Consider the following 16,894-nt stretch of genomic DNA (forward strand, 5'->3'; position numbering starts at 1 on the left):
CGCGGCTCCGGCGCGGCCGAACCGTCCCACCTGCTGCCGGGCGCGGAGGGGGCCGTCGACGTCCTCGTCCTGGACGTCGCCCTGCCCGGTCTCGACGGTGCCAGGGCACGAGTTCCGCGAGGGGGCGGGGGTTTCGAGGGGGCGACGGGCGCAGCACCTCGCGTCGACGGAGGAGTGATCGGTGCGTGCTCGTGCTGGCGCGGCGCCGGTCCTGCGGCCCGACCACCGAGGCGTTCAGCAGGACCGTGACGGTGGTGTCGAGGGTGCTGCCCGGGTGGCACCCGGCCGGGAAGTTCAGCACCGGCCTCTCCGCAGCCGACGTCGCCGCCCTCGACGAGCCCGTCCGCGAGGCCGGTCTGCCCTCTCGCTCCGCAGCTGTGCAGCGAGCCGTCCGGGCCCTGGCCCCCGGTCGTGGTCGGCGACGACCGGGCCGACGCGGTCGCTGAGCGCCTGGGGCGGGGTGTGGTGCCGGCGACCAGCGACGTCACCGGGGTCTTCCCCTCCCGGGTGCTGCTCGCCGCCCAGGACACCTCCGAGGTCGGCGACCTGCCGGTCAGCGCCGTGCGCGGTGCACCGGCCGACCTCTACCGGCGGGAGAGCCGCAGCGTCACCGTGGCGGTCCCGTCGGCACGTGCGGGGTCGGGAGGGGCCGACCTGGCACGTACCGTGCCGGTCCACTCGACCGGCGCCGAGAACGTCAGCTCGTCCTCCGCGGCGCGTTCGACGTAGACCGACCACCCGTCCCAGGGCATCCACATGCCCCACCCGTCGTGCAGCGGGGGACGCGCACCGGGGTCGACGAGGTCCCCCTCGGTCCGGTCGACCAGGAGCGAGGCGGCGTTCCCGGTGACGCGGCGAGAGGGGGACAGGACCCGGCACGCGACGCGGTGCCCACCGTCGGGGAACGAGCCCGCGCTGATCGCGTCGAGGTGGACCGCGAAGACCCCTGCGCGGATGCGGTCCAGGTGGGCGGTGGTCCGGGGCCGACCGTCGCCGCCGACCCCGAAGCGGGCCACCACCAGCGCCGGTTCGCGGCCCCGGCGCACCTCGGTCGTGACGGACAGGTCGACGGTGAAGGCGTCGGCGGGGTGGGGTTCCGGCGGGGCGGGCTCCCACGGGTTCTCCCGGTCCCGGCGTCGGTGCGCCAGGTAGGCGACGTGGCTGTCGAACCACCCCGGCCGGCCCCGTTCCCGGCGGTCGTCCTCGGCGTCCAGGCCCCGTTGCAGCCTGCGGCGGGTCAGACCGTCCAGCGGGGTGACGGTGACGTCCGGTCGCCGCCCGCGCAGCAGGTCTGCTTCGGCCGCGGTGAGGGCGGCGGTGATGACGGTTCCGCCGTCGTCGACCTCGGCGAGGGTGTTCTCGGCGGCGTCCAGGACGCGGACGCCGAGGCTGGCGGTGGCGTAGGTGCGGGCCGTGACCCACAGGGCGTCGTCACCGGCGTCGATCCACACCGCGCCGGGCCAGCGGCCGGTGCGGGTGGGGGCGGGCAGTTCGCGCAGGTCGTGCTCGGCCCACCGCTGCTGGGGGTGCAGGTCGACGGGCAGCAGGGAGGAGTCGTCCTCGACCCAGCGGTCGGCGGCCAGGTCGACGACCAGGCTCGTCGTGACCGGCCGCAGGACGTCCAGGGTCGCCACGACCGCCCGGGCCCGGTCGGTGGGGTCGGGCCAGCTCGCGTCCACCCGTCGGGGGGCGACGACGTGGACGAGGCGACCGGGCAGGTCCGAGCGGGACAGCACACGGTGATCCTGCCCCGGCGGCGGCTGCCCGCGCAGCCCGGTTCCAGCGCCCTGCGGGACGCCGGGCCACCGCTCGCGGGCGCTTCTCAGGAGACCGGTTCGGTGGAGACGCTGCTCCCGACGTTGAAGACGATCACCTCCGAGCCCACGTCGACGCCGCACTCGCGCAGCGCGTCGGCCGCGTCCGGGCCGCAGAGCGAGTCGACCGAGGACGTCGTCATGCTGCCCCCGCCGCCGGAGACGTCGTCGCCCAACCCGACCGGAGTGCTGTCCGGGAGCACCAGGGACTCCGCGTCCTCGTCCCAGCTGACGCCGTCGGGCCACACCACCATCGACTCGCCCAGCCCGATGCAGGGACCGACCCGGGCGAGCTGACCGCCCAGTGCCGCCGCCATGCCGCTGTCCCACCGCCCGTCCGAGACCAGGAGGGGCCCGTGCAGCCTCGCCGAGGCCGAGGAACCGGAGCAGGCCGTCAGCAGGGAGACGCACACCAGGGCACCGGCGGCGGCCAGGGGTCGAACCATCGCGTCACGCTCCTCCACCACCACCACCACCACGGGGTCCGGCCTCGCTGGTGACCCGCGCTTCGACGCGCCGGCGGGCGTCGGCGTTCCCGGTCCTCCCGCGGGTAGGTCCCGGTGGAGCGGGGCTCGTCGCTCGGGTACGCGGTTCACCACCCGGATCGGGCGGTCCACGCCGGCCGGCGCCTGCACGGACTGCGCGGCGACGACGCACGCCGGCGCGAGGACGGCCGCGGTGTCCGCCCGGGTCCCGCCGTGCCCGGCCTCATCGTCTCCTCGCCCGGGGTCGCACCGGTGCGGCTGCTGACCGTCGTCGATCCCGCTGGCCGCCGGTCCCGGCGGTGCTGCCCGCGCGTGCCGGGCACCGGTGGCCGGTGTTGGGCCGACCGGGTCACCGGCGGTGCAGCGCCGGACCGCGGCTGCCGAGGACCAGAGCGTGGGGGGAGACGAGACGGGGTCGGCGCTGCGCGCCAGCCAGGTCTTCATCGTGCTGTGCGCCCCGGCCCTGCTCCTGCTCGCGCTGGTGGTGGTGCTGCTGGTGCCGGACGTCCTGCGTCCCGGCACCGCGCCCGGTGTCCTCGCGGCGGGGTTCGCGGCGCCGCCGGTGGCGCTGCTCGCGGTCGTGCGGCACCGCCGGACCGGGCGTCCGCAGGGGTGGTGGTCGGTGTGGGCGACGGCTCTCCTCGCCGTGCTGGCGCTGTGCGTCGCCGACCCGGTGTTCCGGCAGGCCACCGTCTCGGGCCTCGTCGTCGGTCCCCTCTACGTCGCGATGTTCTGCGGGAAGCGGTCGACGGTCCTGCACCTGGCCCTCACCGCGGTCGTCGCGGGAGTGCTGGTGGCGGTCCTGCCCGGTGAGCCGCTGGTGCGGGCGGTGCGCGTGATCGGGGTCGAGGTGGTCCTCGTCCTCACGGTCGCCGGGCTGGCGGTGCTGCGGGCCCGGCTCGACGCCGCGGTGACCCGCGCGGTGGCCGCCCGGGACCGGGCCGACCTGAACGCGGCGCGCGACCCGTTGACGGGTCTGCTGAACCGCCGGGGGTTGCGCTGCGAGCTGTCCGGGGTCGAGGACCGCCCCGTGGGTGCGGTGCTGCTCGACATCGACCACTTCAAGCGCGTCAACGACGCCTTCGGGCACGGCGCCGGGGACGACGTCCTCGTCCGGGTCGCGGCGGTGCTGGCCGCGACCGTCCGCCCCGGTGACCTGGTCTGCCGCATCGGTGGGGAGGAGTTCTTCGTCCTGGCCCCCGCCGGCGGGATCGAGGAGGTGGCGGCGCTGGCCGAACGGTTGCGCGCCGCCGTGGCCGCCGACGTCGGGGTGCCCCCGGTCACCGTCAGCGCCGGGGCGGCGGTGCGGTTCCCGGACGGCACGGCCGGGGACGTCGTCGACGAGCTGTACGCCCGCACCGACCGGTTGCTCTACCGGGCCAAGCACGAGGGGCGCGACCGCGTGTGCGCGGAGCCGGGGGCGGGGGCCGGAGCGGCGGTGCCCTCGGCGGGCTGACCGGTCGGGTCAGGAGGTGCCGCAGCACCACCTCACCGGCGCCTCCCGGGGGCGGCACCCGCCGCGACCACAGCGTCACCGCCCGCACGCCCGGGCACCCACCGCGCCCACGGCGGGAGCGGTGGGGGTCGGCACCGGGGCGGGGTGCCCGGGGCCGCGGCGCTCGTCACCGGACCGCCGGAACGCTCAGGACCCTGACTGTTGCGTCGATAAAACGACGGGTCCTCGGGCGTCGAGGCGATCAAGGAGGTCGAGGTAGTCCGTGTCGGTTCGTCTGCGCGATCTGCGCGTGTCCACGAAGCTCGTCGCCGGTTTCGGCGTCGTGGTGCTGCTGCTGGTGGTGATCACCGGTTTCGCGGTGCTGCGGCTGCGGGCCGCGCAGGACAACCTCGAGCACCTCTCCACCTCCGGCGTCGCCTCCGTCGCCGCGGCCGGTCACCTCGAGACCTCGTTCGGCACCGTCCGCGAGGACCTCCTGCGCGCCTCGCTGCCCGGGGCCGACATCGGGGCCGCGTTGTCGACCCTCTCGGACGACGAGGCCGCGCTGGACCAGACGTGGGCCGACTACCGGGCCGCGGGGCCCGCGGCCACCGCCGACCAGCAGTCCGCCTACACGGCCGCGCTGACGACGTACCGCGCTGCGGTGCAGGAGTTCATCACGGTCGGCACCTCCTCCGGCCCGGAGGCCGCGACCGCTCTCGCTGCGCAGGAGATCGCGCCGGCCGCCCAGCAGGTCAAGGCCGCGCTCGAGGACCTGACGAGCGCGGAGTCCGCCTCCGCCGCCGAGATCGCCGCCCGCGGCGGCGCCGACCACCGGCGCGACCTCGTCGCGCTCCTCGTCGTCGCGGCGTCGGCCGTGGCGCTGGCCGTGGCGCTCTCGCTGTCCACCGCCCGGTCGATCTCGCGTCCGCTGGCCCAGACGCTGCGCGTCGTCGAGGGGCTCGCGCAGGGCAGGCTGGACCGCCGCGTCCCGAACCCGGGTCGCGACGAGGTCGGGCGCCTGGCGGCGGCCACGAACGACTCGATGGACACCCTGACGACGTTGCTGCGCGACGTCACGTCCACCGCGGGTGCGCTCACCTCCTCCTCCCAGCGGCTCACGGGGGTCGCCTCGCAGTTGTCCGCCGGTGCGGCGCAGTCCGCCTCGCAGTCGCAGGTGGTCTCGGCCGCGACCGGGGAGATCAGCGCAAACATCGGGACCGTCGCGGCGGCCGGGGAGGAGATGACCTCGGCGATCCGGGAGATCGCGTCCTCGACCGCGGCGGCCTCGCAGACGGCGGCCACGGCGGTGGCCGCGGCGGCCGACGCCGAGGCGACCATCTCCCGGTTGGGGGCTTCGAGCCGGGAGATCGGTGAGGTGGTCAAGCTGATCACCTCGATCGCGGAGCAGACGAACCTGCTGGCGTTGAACGCCACGATCGAGGCGGCGCGGGCCGGGGATGCGGGCAAGGGGTTCGCGGTGGTGGCCGGTGAGGTGAAGGAGCTGGCGCAGCAGACGGCGCGGGCGACGGAGGAGATCGTGGCGAGGGTGAACGCCACGCAGGCCGATGCGGGGGCTGCGACGGGGGTGATCGGGCAGATCGCGGAGGTGATCGGGCAGATCGACGGGTTGCAGGCCACGATCGCGGCGGCGGTGGAGGAGCAGTCGGCGACGACGAGTGAGATGGTGCGCAACGTGACGGAGGTCTCGGGCGGGTCGCAGGAGATCGCGGCGAGCATCACCGGTATCGCGCAGGCGGCGGGTCAGACGACCGAGAGCGCGTCGGTGACCGCGGCCACGGCTGAGGAGGTCTCCCGCGCGGCGCACCGGCTGGAGGAACTGGTGGCGGGCTTCCGCCTCTGATCCGGGCGGGCGCCGGGGGACGGGACGGGCATGATGGCTGCCATGAGCAGCTTGCCGACCACGCCCGACCGGAACCTGGCCCTCGAACTCGTCCGGGCGACGGAGGCGGCGGCGATCCGCGCCACCCCGTACATCGGCCGCGGCGACAAGAACGGTGCGGACGGGGCCGCCGTCGACGCGATGCGCGAGTTCCTCGGCACCGTCGACTTCGCCGGTGTCGTCGTCATCGGCGAGGGCGAGAAGGACGAGGCGCCCATGCTGTTCAACGGCGAGGAGGTCGGCACGGGGAACGGCCCGGCCTGCGACATCGCCGTCGACCCCATCGACGGGACCTCCCTGACCGCGCTGGGCCGCCGCAACGCGATCTCCATGATCGCGGCCGCCGACCGGGGGGCGATGCTCGACGCCCACTCGGTCTTCTACATGGAGAAGATCGTCACCGGCCCCGAGGGGCACGGGGTCGTCGACCTGCGCCAGCCGGTCGGGGAGAACGTGCGCGCGCTGGCGCGGGCCAAGGGCAAGGACGTCTCGGAGATCTCCGTCGGCGTCCTGGACCGTCCCCGCCACGAGCAGCTCATCGCCGACATCCGCGCGGCCGGGGCCGGGACCCGCCTCCTGCTGGACGGCGACGTCGCCGGCGGCATCGACGCCGCGTCCTACGAGGGCCGGCTCGACATGTGCGTCGGCGTCGGCGGCAGCCCCGAGGGCGTCGCGACGGCGTGCGCGATCAAGGCGCTCGGGGGTCTCATCCAGGCCCGGCTCGCCCCCAAGACCGACGACGAGCGCCAGCACGGCCTCGACGCGGGGCTGAAGTTCGACCACGTCTACACCGCTGACGAACTCGTCAGGGGTGACAACACGTTCTTCGTCGCGACCGGGGTGACGGACGGGAACCTCGTCGGCGGCGTGCGGCGGCTGGGGCCGGTCATCCGCACCGAGTCCATCGCGCTGCGGGCCCGTTCCGGCACCATCCGGCACATCCGGGCCGACCACCTCGCCGAGAAGTGGCTCTGAGGTCCGCTCAGGACCGTTCCGTGCGCGCGGGTCGGTCGTGTCCGCCCAGCCACCCCGACGGCAACGTCCGCGCGCGCCGTCCCAGGGCCGCGCGGCGGGCCGCGGAGAACTCCACGAACTCCTCGACGGCCGGGTGGTCCCCGGCGCGGGTCCACGCGCCCACGACCCGGCCACCCGCGACGACCGTGCCGCGGAAGACCCCGTTCCCACCGGGGGTGAGGCGGCCGGCGAACTCGGGGTCCAGGACGGCGGACCGGTCGGCGTAGCCCAGCAGGAACTCGTCGAAACCCGGGAGCAGGTGCACCCGCCGGGCGGCGGTGCGGTGGTTCGCGACGAGGTCGGGCAGCGCGGGGTCGACGAGGTGTTCCGCGCCGTCGAACCCCTCGACCTGGACGGCGTCGAACTCGGCGCGGACGGCCTCGAACCCGCGCCGCGCGGTGCCCAGGGGCAGACCGGTCCAGAACGCGGCGTCGGCGGGCGTCGCCGGGCCGTGCCCGCGCAGGTAGCGGCGCGTCCACTCCGCGAGCGGATCCGGTGGAGCCTGCGCCGCCTGGACCCACGAGGCCGAGGGGACGAACAGCTGTTCCCGCCCGGCGAGGGGGCCCAGGCACACGTCGCCCGTGAGCGCGAGGTGGTGCAGCAGGTGGTAGCCGCGCCCGCCGCCCGTGGCCTGCCCCACCGCCTCGAGCGCGGCGAGCACCGCCGCCCGGGTCGTTCCCCCCGGCGGGCAGTGCGCGAGGACGGTCTCGCGGGCCACGGCGAGGTCGGCGTCGGAGATGGACAGCTGCTCGCGCCGTCGGCGGGTGGCCGCGATCGTGCGGGGGCCGCACAGGGCCAGCACCCAGGGCAGGTCGACCGCCCGCAGCAGGTGCAGGGTGCCGCGCATCGGCCAGGACCTGACCACCGTCCCGGCGTCCAGGGCGGCGGCCAGGCCGGTCGGTGTGCCGGTGCCGGTCGGGGTGGCCGTCCGCAGCGCCACGGCCGTCGCCGCGGCCCGCAGGTCCTGGGCCTGCACGGCCCCGAGGTGCGCCACGGCCGCCGCGGCGTCCTCGGACGGGGTGACGACCCGCTGGGCGACGAGTCGCCAGGTCCCCACGTCCTGGCGCCGGATCCGGAACACCGGCCCAGCCTGCCGGACGCCGGCCGGTCAGCGCAGCAGGTTCAACCCCGAGACGACGGACAACCCGAGCACCCACTTCTCGAACGTCCTGATGTCCATCCGCTTCGCGACCCACCACCCGATGAGCGCCCCCGCGACGACGGCCGGCGCCAGCCGCAGGTCCAGCCACAGCGAGTCGACGCTGATGAGGCCGAGGCCGACGCTGAACGGCACCTTGAAGCAGTTGACGATGAAGAAGAACCAGGCGCCCGTGCCGAGGAACGACATGACGCCCAGCCCCATGGTGAACAGGTAGATGGACATCGGGGCCCCGCCGGCGTTGGCGACCATCGTCGTGAACCCGGCGAGGAAACCGAGACCGATGGAGGCCCAGCGGCGCCTGGTCGCCGACATCGGCACGACGTCGGTGTTCTGACGCAACTTCCGCTGCCGCCAGACGTGGATCGCCACCAGCAGGACGAGCAGCGCGCCGATGGAGCGGCGCATGACCGTGTCGTCGACGAGACCGACGAAACCCGCCCCGGCCACGACCCCGACCGCCACGTACGGGAAGAGCCGCACCAGCAGGCCCCAGTCGGCGTGCCGGCGGTAGATGGAGATGGCGAAGAGGTCACCGAGGATGAGCAGGGGCAGGATGATCCCCGTGGACTCCTTGGCGGGCAGCACCGCGGCGAACACCGCGACGGCGATCGTGCCCGCCCCGCCGATGGAGGTCTTGGAGAACCCGATGACGAGGGCCGCCAGGTACAGGGGGATCAGGTCGGTCGTCGACAGGTCCAGCACCGGGGGAGCGTAACCGTGACTCGGTGCCGGTCGTGACGGACCCGTCCGTGCCCGGAGTCATGCACCTCGACCTCGACGCGTTCTTCGCGGCGGTGGAGCAGCGGGACAAGCCCTCGCTGCGCGGCAAACCCGTCGTCGTGGGCGGGACCGGTGGCCGCGGCGTGGTGTCCACCGCGAGCTACGAGGCGCGGGTGTTCGGCATCGGGTCGGCCATGCCGACGGCCCGCGCCCGCCGCCTGTGCCCCAACGCGGCCTACCTCGCGGGCCGGTTCGACGCCTACCGGGAGGTCTCCCGCCACGTCATGGACCTCGCCCACGAGTTGTCCCCGCTGGTGGAGCCGCTGTCGCTGGACGAGGCGTTCGTCGACCTCGCGGCCGTCCACCCCGGTCTCGACGTCGCGGCCGCGACCGCCGTCGCCACCGACTTCCGGGCGGCCGTGCGCGCGCGGACGGGGCTGACGGTGTCGGTGGGGGTGGGGGCGAGCAAGCTGGTCGCGAAGATCGCCTCGGACCTGCGCAAACCCGACGCCCTCGTCGTCGTGCCCCCGGCCGAGCAGGAGGCGCTGCTGTCCCCGATGAGCGTCCGCACCATCCCCGGGGTCGGCGCGGTCACGGGCGACCGGCTCGTCCGGGCGGGGCTGAAGACCATCGGGGCGCTCGCGGCGGCCGACGAGGCCGAACTGGTGCGGATGCTCGGCAAGGCGCACGGCACCGCCCTGCTCGCCTTCGCCCGCGGCGTCGACCCCCGGCCGGTCGTGGCCGAGCGCGAGGCGAAGTCCGTGTCGGCCGAGGAGACGTTCGCCGTCGACCTCACCGACCGCCGCGACCTCGCGGAGCGGTTGCGGCGCATGGCGGACCGGGTGGCGGCGCGGCTGGCGAAGGCGGGGTTGTCGGGGCGCACGGTGACGGTCAAGGTGCGGCGCTACGACTTCTCGACGTTGAACCGCTCGCGCACGCTGGCGCACGCGACGAGCTCGGCGCGGGAGATCGCGCACAACGCCGGTGAACTGCTCGCCGGTGTCGACGTCGCCGACGGGGTCCGGTTGCTGGGGGTCGGGGTGTCGGGGTTGAGCGAGTTCAGCCAGATCGACCTGCTCGCCGAGCTGGAACCCGACCCCGTGCAGGACGAGGAGACGGGCACCGCCGAGGAGGAACCCCTGGAGTCCCCGCAGCCCTACGGCCCGCCCGCGGCGCCGGGCTGGCGCCCGGGCCAGGACGTCGAGCACGCCGAGTTCGGGGCCGGTTGGGTGCAGGGGTCGGGCGCGGGACGGGTCACCGTACGGTTCGAGGGTCCGCACACCCCCGTCGGCCGGATCCGCACGTTCCGCGACGACGACCCCGCCCTGGCACCCGCCGACCCGCCCGTCTTCGACCCGGAGCACCTGTGAAACTGCCCGTCCCCGGCGGTCTGGCCGCCGAACCGTTGCGGCGCTGGCTGCTCGCGCACGCCCTGCCCGGGGCCGAGACGCACTCCGGCGGCGTGCACCGCAGGGTGTTCTGGACCAGCCGCGGCCCGGTGGAGGCCTCCGTCGACCTCGGGACGGGGGAACGCTGCGACGGCGTCCTCCTCGACGGTCCGCACCTGGACGAGATCGCGCCCGCCGTGCGCCGCTGGCTCGACCTCGACGGGCACCAGGCGCAGGCCGAGCGCCACCTGGCCGGGGACCCGCTGCTCGCCCCGCTCGTCGCGGCCCGCCCCGGGCTGCGGGTCCCGCGCGCGGTGTCGGGGGCCGAGACGGCGCTGCTCACGGTGCTGGGTCAGCAGGTCTCGCTCGCGGCGGCGCGCACGTTCGCCGGCCGCCTCGTCGCCGCGTACGGCACCCCCGTCGCCTCCCTGACCGCGTTCCCCACCCCCGACGCCCTCGCCGGTGCGGGCCCGGACGCGATCCGCGCCGTCACGGGGGTGACGGGGGCGCGGGCCAGGACGCTGCACGTCCTCGCCCAGACGCTCGCCGACGGCCTCGACCTGGACGCCGCGGCCACCACCGACCCCGCCGCGGCGCGCGCCGAGCTCCTCGCGCTGCCGGGCATCGGGCCGTGGACCGCGGACTACGTGGCCCTGCGCGTCCTGGGTGACTCCGACGCCTTCCTGCCCTCCGACCTCGTGCTGCGCCGCGCGCTGGGCGGGATCACGGCGCGGGAGGCGACGGCGCGCGCCGAGGCGTGGCGGCCCTGGCGCGGCCACGCCCTGCTGCACCTGTGGACCGCGGAGGTCTTCGTCGACTGACGTTTCGCTACGGTGCGTCGGTGCGAGGAACCGTCGTCGTGACCGGTGGCAGCCGCGGGATCGGGGCGGCGGTGGTCCTGGCGCTCGCCGCGCGCGGGGTGCGGACCTGCTTCGGCTACGCCACCCACCGGGAGGCCGCGGACGAGGTGGCCGCGACCGCGGCCGACCTCGGGACGCCCTCCATCGCCGTGCGGGCCGACGTGTCGGTCGAGTCCGACGTCACGCGCCTGTTCCAGGCCGCCCGCGAGCTCGGCCCCGTGACGGGTCTGGTCAACAACGCCGGCATCACCGCGCCGCGGTCGAAGGTCGTCGACCTGGACGCCGACCGGATCCGGCGGCTCCTCGACGTCAACGTCGTCGGGGCGTTCCTGTGCGCGCGCGAGGCCGTGAAGCACCTGACGGCCGCCGGCGGCGGGACGATCGTCAACGTCTCCAGCCGGGCCGCCGTCCTCGGCAGCCCGGGGGAGTACGTCGACTACGCCGCCTCCAAGGCCGCCGTCGACACCCTCACGGTCGGTCTCGCGCACGAGGTCGCCGCCGACGGGATCCGCGTCGTCGGCGTCCGGCCGGGACTCATCCGCACCGACATCCACGCCGCCTCGGGGGAACCCGGCCGCGTGGAACGGCTGCGGGGGACGGTGCCGCTGGGGCGGGGCGGGGAGGCCGACGAGGTGGCCGAGGCCGTGGTGTGGTTGCTGTCGGACGCCGCCTCCTACGTCACGGGCACGACGCTGGACGTGTCCGGGGGCCGCTGAGCCGCTCGACCCGCGCGCATCCTGACCGCCCTGGCCGGGCAGGTGGAGCACATCGGCTCGACGTCGGTGCCCGGCCTGGCCGCGAAACCCGTCGTCGACGTGGTCGTGGTCGTGGTCGTGGAGGACATCACCGTCGAGGAGGACCACCTCGACCCGCTGCTGGCCGCCGGGTACGTGCTGCGCGTGCGGGAACCGGGGCACCGGCTCGTCCGCACACCCGGGCGCGACGTCCACGTGCATGTCCACGTGCACGTCCACGGCCGCGGTGACCGGGCCGTCGAGGACCACCTGCTGCTGCGCGACCGCCTGCGCGTCGACGCCGCCGACCGCGAGCTCCACGAGGCGACCGAGCGCGAGCTGGTGGCGAGGACGTGGGACGACACGAACGACTGCGCCGAGGCCAAGACCGAGGTCATCACCGCCATCAGGGCGCGGGCGCGCCGGGCCCGGCGGGGAGGCTCCCGCCGGTGACCCCCGGGCCGGGTCCGGCCCGGCGCCGTCCGACCACTCGCGCTCGGGCCCGGACGTCCGCCACACTGGGGGTGCGCCGCCGGGCGGGACGTCGTGGGGAAGCTTCGTCCGGCCCGGCGGCGTCCGCACGTCCCGCCGGTCTCAGGGCAGCAGCAGGTCCCGGCGCGCCAGCACCACCTCGCGGAACGCGGCCGCCACCCGGGGCAGCTCCCCGTCGCGCCGGACCAGCCCCAGGACGCGCCTGGACCCCGGCCCGGTGAGCGGCCGTTCCACGACCCCGGCGAACGCCTCCGACGTGCCGCGCTGCGCGGCCGGCAGGACGGCCACGCCCAGACCGGCCGCCACGAGGCCCCGCAGCGTGTGGCTGTCCTGGCCCTCGAACGCGACGCGGGGCACGACGCCGTGCTGGGCGAACAGCACCTCGGCGGCCTCGCGCAGCCCGTAGCCCGGCTCGAACAGCACGAACTCCTCGTCGGCGACGGCCGACAGCGCGACGGGACCCTCCACGGCCATCGGGTGCTCGGCGGGGAACCCCACGACGAGCTGCTGCTCGACGAGCGGGTCGGTCCGCAGGCCGGGGCGGTCGGGGACGGGGGAGGTGAGGACGAGGTCCACCTCGCCGGCGGTGAGCTGGTCCAGCACGGCCCCCGCCGCCCCCTGGTGGAGCTGGAAGCGGACCCCGGGGTGCTCCTGCCGGAACGCGCGCACGAGCCCGGGGACGGCCGCGGCCCCGAGCGTGTGGAGGAACCCCAGCGCCACGCGGCCCGTGTCGACGGCGTCGTCGTCGCGCACGGTCCGCACCCCGCGGTCCAGGTCGGCCACGGCCCGCGCGGCGACGTCGGCGAGCGCCCGGCCCGCGGCCGTCAGCCGGACACCCCGCCCCTCGGGCACGACGAGCGGCACCCCCACGGCCCGCTGCACCCGGGCCAGCGCCCGGCTCACCGTCGGCTGCTGCAGGTCCAGCGCCTCCGCCGCCCGGGTCACGTGCCGGGTCTCGCCGACCGTCGCGAGCACCCGCCACGGCCCCGCCAGCGCCTCCGCCTCGTCCACTCCCGCAGTGTGCACCACGCCAGACGCATGATTCCGGCCCGGTCGGGGCATTGGACGCATGACTCACCCGTTCCTACCGTCGACGGGTGACCCTCGACGCCCGCACCGGCACCCCGCCCTGGCTGGGGCACGAGCGCGGCACCCCCGGCTACCGGCGCCTCGTCGTCGCCCTCTTCGCCGCGGGCGTCGCCACCTTCGCCCAGCTGTACTCGGTGCAGTCCGTGCTGCCCGCGCTCGCGACCGGCCTGCACCTGCGGGCCTCGCAGGCCGCGCTCGGGGTGTCCGTCGCGACCGGGGCGCTCGCGGTGTCCGTCGTCGGCTGGAGCGCCCTGGCCGACCGGCTCGGCCGCGTCCCGGCGATGGTCGTCTCCGTGGTGGTGGCCAGCCTGCTGGGCCTCGCCGTCCCGCTGGCCCCCTCGCTGGGGCCGCTGCTGGTCCTGCGCGCCCTGCAGGGCGCGGCGCTCGGGGGGTTGCCCGCCGTGGCGATGGCCCACCTCGCCGAGGAGGTGCACGCGCGCGAGGTCGCGCTCGCCGCCGGCGCCTACGTCTCGGGGAACTCCGTCGGTGGGCTCACCGGCCGCATCGTGTCCTCCGGGGTCGCCGACCTGTTCGGCTGGCGGTGGGGGGTCGCGGCCGTCGCCCTCGTCGGGATCGCCGCGACGGCCGTGTTCTGCGTCCTGGTCCCCCGCTCGCGGGGTTTCGTCCGGCACCGCCGCGCCGGCGGCCCGCCGCTGCGGGAACGGTTGCGGCGCGCGCTGTCCGACCCCGCCCTCCTCGTCCTCTACGCGCAGGCGCTGCTGCTCATGGGTGGTTTCGTCACGGTCTACAACTACCTCGGGTTCCGACTCCTGCAGGCCCCGTTCTCGCTGTCCCAGACCGTGGTCGGGTTGCTGTTCGTCGTCTACCTCGCCGGCACGCTGAGTTCCTCGGTCGCCGGGCGCCTCACCGCCCACGGCCGGTTGCGGGTCCTGCTGGGGGCGTGCGCCGTCTTCGCGGCCGGTTGCGCGCTGACGCTGTCGGGGCAGGTCGTGGTGGTCGTCGCCGGGCTGGTGCTGCTGACGGCGGGGTTCTTCGCCGCGCACGCCGTCGCCAGCGGCTGGGTCGGGGCGCGGGCTCAGCCGGGGGTGCGGGCGCAGGCCTCGGCGCTCTACACGTTCGCCTACTACGCCGGGTCCAGCCTCGTCGGCTGGCTCGCGGGCTTCGCCTTCGCCGGCGGTGGCTGGGTCGTCGTGGTGGGGGTCGTCACCGGGCTCGCCGCGCTCGCGGCCGTCCTGGCGACCCTGGGTCTGCGGAGCCGGACGCCGGCGGGCAGCATGGGGACGTGATCGAGGAACTCGCCGGTCTGGTCGGCGCGGGTGGGGTCTGCGTGCTCGAGGGCGCCGGGATGTCGACCGGCTCCGGGATCCCCGACTACCGCGGGCCGAACGGGTCCCTGCAGCGGCACACACCCATGACCTACCGCGAGTTCACGGGGTCGGCGGAGAACCGGCGACGGTACTGGGGGCGCAGCCACGTCGGGTGGGAGCACTTCCGCAGGGCGCAGCCGAACGACGCCCACCGGGCCGTCGCCGCCCTGGAACGTGCGGGGTTGCTGACGGGCGTCATCACGCAGAACGTCGACGGGCTCGACCTCGCCGCGGGCACGCGGGAGGTCGTCGAACTGCACGGGAACCTCGACCGCGTCGTCTGCCTGCGGTGCGGGGAGTCCACCGACCGCGCCGAACTCGCCGAACGGCTCACGGCCGCGAACCCGGGGTTCACCGGCCGCGTCCAGGAGTTCCGGGCGCTGAACCCCGACGGGGACGCCGACCTCACCGACGCCCAGCTCGAGGGGTTCACCACCGTCCCGTGCCGGCGGTGCGGGCAGGACGCGCTCAAGGCCGACGTCGTGTTCTTCGGTGAGACGGTGCCGAAGGACCGCGTCGCGCGGTGCTTCGAACTGCTCGACGGGTCCCGTTCCCTGCTGGTGCTCGGGTCCTCGCTGGCCGTCATGTCGGGCTACCGGTTCGTGCTGCACGCGGCCAAGCACGCCCGGCCCGTGGCGATCGTCACCGCCGGTCCGACCCGGGGTGACGCGAAGGCGACCGTCCGCCTCGACGCCCCCCTGCAGGACGTCCTGCCCGACCTGCTGCGCCGTCTCGGCTGAGCCCCCGATCGTCGAGACGCGGCCGGGCGGGCACCCCGGTTCCACCTGCACCCCACCCCGACCTGCTCAGCGCAGCGACCACCGCGGCGTCCGGGCCCTGGAGGAGGACGCTAGACGCCGGTGGGGTCGTGGACCGTCCCGGACGGGGGCTGGGACGCAGCCGTGGGCGAGGACACGGTGGTGGTGGTGGACGTGGTGCGCGCGTCCAGGGGGGCCGGGCGGCCGTACAGGTAACCCTGCACGAGCCGCACACCCAGTTCGTGCACCGCGGCGGCCTCCTCGGCCCGTTCGACCCCTTCGGCGACCAGGTAGGCGCCGCTCTCCTGGGCGAAGGTGACCAGGGCGCGGGTCAGGGCCTTCTTCACGGGGTCGGCGTCGATGTCGCGGATGAGGCTGATGTCGATCTTGATGACGTCGGGTCGCAGCTGCAGGATGTGGTTGAAGCTGGCGAAGCCGGCGCCGGCGTCGTCGACGACGATCAGCGCTCCGGCCGCCTTCAGCCGTTGCGTCGCCGCGGCCAGGGCGGGGTAGTCGCCGACCCGCGTGTGCTCGGTCACCTCGACCCCGACCATGCGCCCGGTCTGCCGCGCGCGGGCGCAGGCGCGCAGGAGGACGTCCTGGGTGGGCTCGTCGACGATGGCCTCGGCGGACAGGTTCACGCACATCAAGGTCCCGATCTCGAGGCGGTCCAGCTGCTGCAGCGCGGTGTGCGCGGCCAGCCGTTCCAGCTCGACGCCCAGACCCACCCGGGCGGCGGCCGCGAAGGCGACGTCGGGTCGGGTGAAGACGGTGTCGGGGAAGCGGGCCAGCGCCTCGTACGCCACCGCCTGCAGCCGGCCGCCGGGGGTGGCCGGAGAGGGGTCGGCGCGGTGAGCGTCGACGTCGTGGCCGGTGCCGGCCGCGGTCGGCGGGTCGGGCAGACGCCACACCGGCTGGAAGACCATGCGCACCGATCGCTGCTCGAGCAGGGCCCGCACCTGCTGCACCAGTCGCTCCTGCTCCGGCTCGACGGGGTCCGCGCTCAGCTCCCCGGGCGCGCTGTCGGTGTCGGCGTCGGCGTGGACGTCGCTGACGAGGTCGGCGACGAAGGCCAGGAAGGTGCCGGCGGTGTCGTCCAGCGCGGGGTTGGCGCTGCGGCTGAGGCAGCACACCATGCCGACCACGCGGCCGTCGCGGTCACGCACGGGGGCGCCGACGTAGGAACCGATCCCCAGGTCGGCCGTGACCGGCAGGTCGCGGGTGACGGGATGGCGGCGGGCGTCGGTGACGGTGGCCGGCAGCCCACCGGCGAGGACCCGCACGCAGAAGGAGCCGGACCGCTCCAACCGCGCACCGGGGTGCACGCCCATGGCCTCGGCGTCGCCGTCGACGACGTCCAGCACCTGCGCGTCCGGCACGTCCCGGTCGCTGCGCGTGGGGTCGACGTCGAAGTGGGAGGTCCAGGCCAGGTCCATGCCCAGGTGGGTGCGGGCGCGCTCCAGGATGCGCTGGACGCGCCGGTCAGTCGCACCGGCCCGCGCGGGGCGCAGCGGCTCCGTCGCCGTCCCGCCGGACCTGCCCGGGGCCTCGAACCCGGTGCCGGGGTGCGCCGCGGGGCCGGAGCGGGAAGGGGCGGACGTGGGCGACGACCGCGGTGCGCGGTGGTCGGAGTCACGGGTGCTCATCGTTGCCCCCTCTCGAGCTGGACGTTCGCGTCTGCGGTGACTGCTGAGCGCACCGGTGGTCATCTG

At 75.6% G+C, this 16,894-nt stretch carries 14 protein-coding genes and 1 pseudogene; 9 read left to right on the plus strand and 6 right to left on the minus strand.

Annotation, left to right across the window (positions count from 1 at the left end; all coding sequences use genetic code 11):
* Positions 1–584: 584 nt before the first annotated feature.
* Together AB2L28_RS16445 and AB2L28_RS16450 are read right to left on the minus strand one after the other, a co-directional pair.
* A complete protein-coding gene (locus AB2L28_RS16445) occupies positions 585–1,736 on the minus strand; it encodes a hypothetical protein (RefSeq protein ID WP_370720067.1) in 1,152 nt (383 codons plus the stop codon).
* 86 nt (positions 1,737–1,822) lie between these two features.
* Complete coding sequence (locus AB2L28_RS16450) at positions 1,823–2,260, minus strand: hypothetical protein (protein WP_370720068.1); 438 nt, start codon at positions 2,258–2,260, stop codon at positions 1,823–1,825.
* A gap of 433 nt (positions 2,261–2,693) precedes the next feature.
* Here AB2L28_RS16450 and AB2L28_RS16455 point away from each other — a divergent pair, with 433 nt between their 5' ends.
* The 3 genes from AB2L28_RS16455 (at position 2,694) to glpX (ending at position 6,612) form a co-directional block, all read left to right on the plus strand.
* Positions 2,694–3,755 carry a GGDEF domain-containing protein gene (locus AB2L28_RS16455; RefSeq protein WP_370720069.1) on the plus strand — a complete coding sequence of 354 codons (1,062 nt, stop codon included), beginning with the start codon at positions 2,694–2,696 and terminating at the stop codon, positions 3,753–3,755.
* A gap of 289 nt (positions 3,756–4,044) precedes the next feature.
* A complete protein-coding gene (locus tag AB2L28_RS16460; RefSeq protein WP_370720070.1) occupies positions 4,045–5,598 on the plus strand; it encodes a methyl-accepting chemotaxis protein in 1,554 nt (517 codons plus the stop codon).
* A 42-nt stretch (positions 5,599–5,640) separates the two neighbouring features.
* A complete protein-coding gene (gene glpX, locus AB2L28_RS16465; RefSeq protein WP_370720071.1) occupies positions 5,641–6,612 on the plus strand; it encodes a class II fructose-bisphosphatase in 972 nt (323 codons plus the stop codon).
* Positions 6,613–6,619: 7 nt separating this feature from the next.
* On the opposite strand, the gene AB2L28_RS16470 is transcribed toward glpX, so the two are convergent.
* Positions 6,620–7,732 carry a winged helix DNA-binding domain-containing protein gene (locus AB2L28_RS16470; protein WP_370720072.1) on the minus strand — a complete coding sequence of 371 codons (1,113 nt, stop codon included), beginning with the start codon at positions 7,730–7,732 and terminating at the stop codon, positions 6,620–6,622.
* A 27-nt stretch (positions 7,733–7,759) separates the two neighbouring features.
* A complete protein-coding gene (locus tag AB2L28_RS16475) occupies positions 7,760–8,515 on the minus strand; it encodes a sulfite exporter TauE/SafE family protein (RefSeq protein WP_370720073.1) in 756 nt (251 codons plus the stop codon).
* 47 nt (positions 8,516–8,562) lie between these two features.
* Here AB2L28_RS16475 and AB2L28_RS16480 point away from each other — a divergent pair, with 47 nt between their 5' ends.
* From AB2L28_RS16480 to AB2L28_RS16495, 4 genes and pseudogenes are all read left to right on the plus strand, one after another.
* Entirely contained in the window at positions 8,563–9,903 is a 1,341-nt protein-coding gene (locus AB2L28_RS16480; RefSeq protein WP_370720074.1) for a DNA polymerase IV, read from the plus strand.
* On the plus strand, positions 9,900–10,742 hold the full coding sequence (locus AB2L28_RS16485) for a DNA-3-methyladenine glycosylase 2 (RefSeq protein WP_370720075.1): 843 nt from the start codon (positions 9,900–9,902) through the stop codon (positions 10,740–10,742). The genes AB2L28_RS16480 and AB2L28_RS16485 overlap by 4 nt, the downstream gene beginning before the upstream one ends.
* A 20-nt stretch (positions 10,743–10,762) precedes the next feature.
* Complete coding sequence (locus tag AB2L28_RS16490) at positions 10,763–11,497, plus strand: SDR family oxidoreductase (protein WP_370720076.1); 735 nt, start codon at positions 10,763–10,765, stop codon at positions 11,495–11,497.
* Between the two features lie 15 nt (positions 11,498–11,512).
* A pseudogene (locus AB2L28_RS16495) lies at positions 11,513–11,968 on the plus strand (GrpB family protein); the annotation flags it as partial.
* Between the two features lie 141 nt (positions 11,969–12,109).
* Here AB2L28_RS16495 and AB2L28_RS16500 read toward each other — a convergent pair.
* Entirely contained in the window at positions 12,110–13,018 is a 909-nt protein-coding gene (locus AB2L28_RS16500; RefSeq protein WP_370720077.1) for a LysR family transcriptional regulator, read from the minus strand.
* Between the two features lie 86 nt (positions 13,019–13,104).
* Between AB2L28_RS16500 and AB2L28_RS16505 the strand changes: the two genes are divergently transcribed.
* Both AB2L28_RS16505 and AB2L28_RS16510 read left to right on the plus strand, forming a co-directional pair.
* A complete protein-coding gene (locus AB2L28_RS16505) occupies positions 13,105–14,343 on the plus strand; it encodes an MFS transporter (protein WP_370720078.1) in 1,239 nt (412 codons plus the stop codon).
* Positions 14,340–15,164 carry a Sir2 family NAD-dependent protein deacetylase gene (locus AB2L28_RS16510; protein WP_370720079.1) on the plus strand — a complete coding sequence of 275 codons (825 nt, stop codon included), beginning with the start codon at positions 14,340–14,342 and terminating at the stop codon, positions 15,162–15,164. Before AB2L28_RS16505 ends, AB2L28_RS16510 begins: the two co-directional genes overlap by 4 nt.
* Before the next feature lie 110 nt (positions 15,165–15,274).
* On the opposite strand, the gene AB2L28_RS16515 is transcribed toward AB2L28_RS16510, so the two are convergent.
* The gene (locus AB2L28_RS16515; protein ID WP_370720080.1) at positions 15,275–16,828 is read right to left on the minus strand and encodes a sensor domain-containing phosphodiesterase; all 1,554 of its coding nucleotides are present in this window, start codon (positions 16,826–16,828) and stop codon (positions 15,275–15,277) included.
* Positions 16,829–16,894 lie beyond the last annotated feature (66 nt).

The sequence above is a fragment of the Kineococcus mangrovi genome, assembly GCF_041320705.1.
Lineage (GTDB): Bacteria > Actinomycetota > Actinomycetes > Actinomycetales > Kineococcaceae > Kineococcus > Kineococcus mangrovi.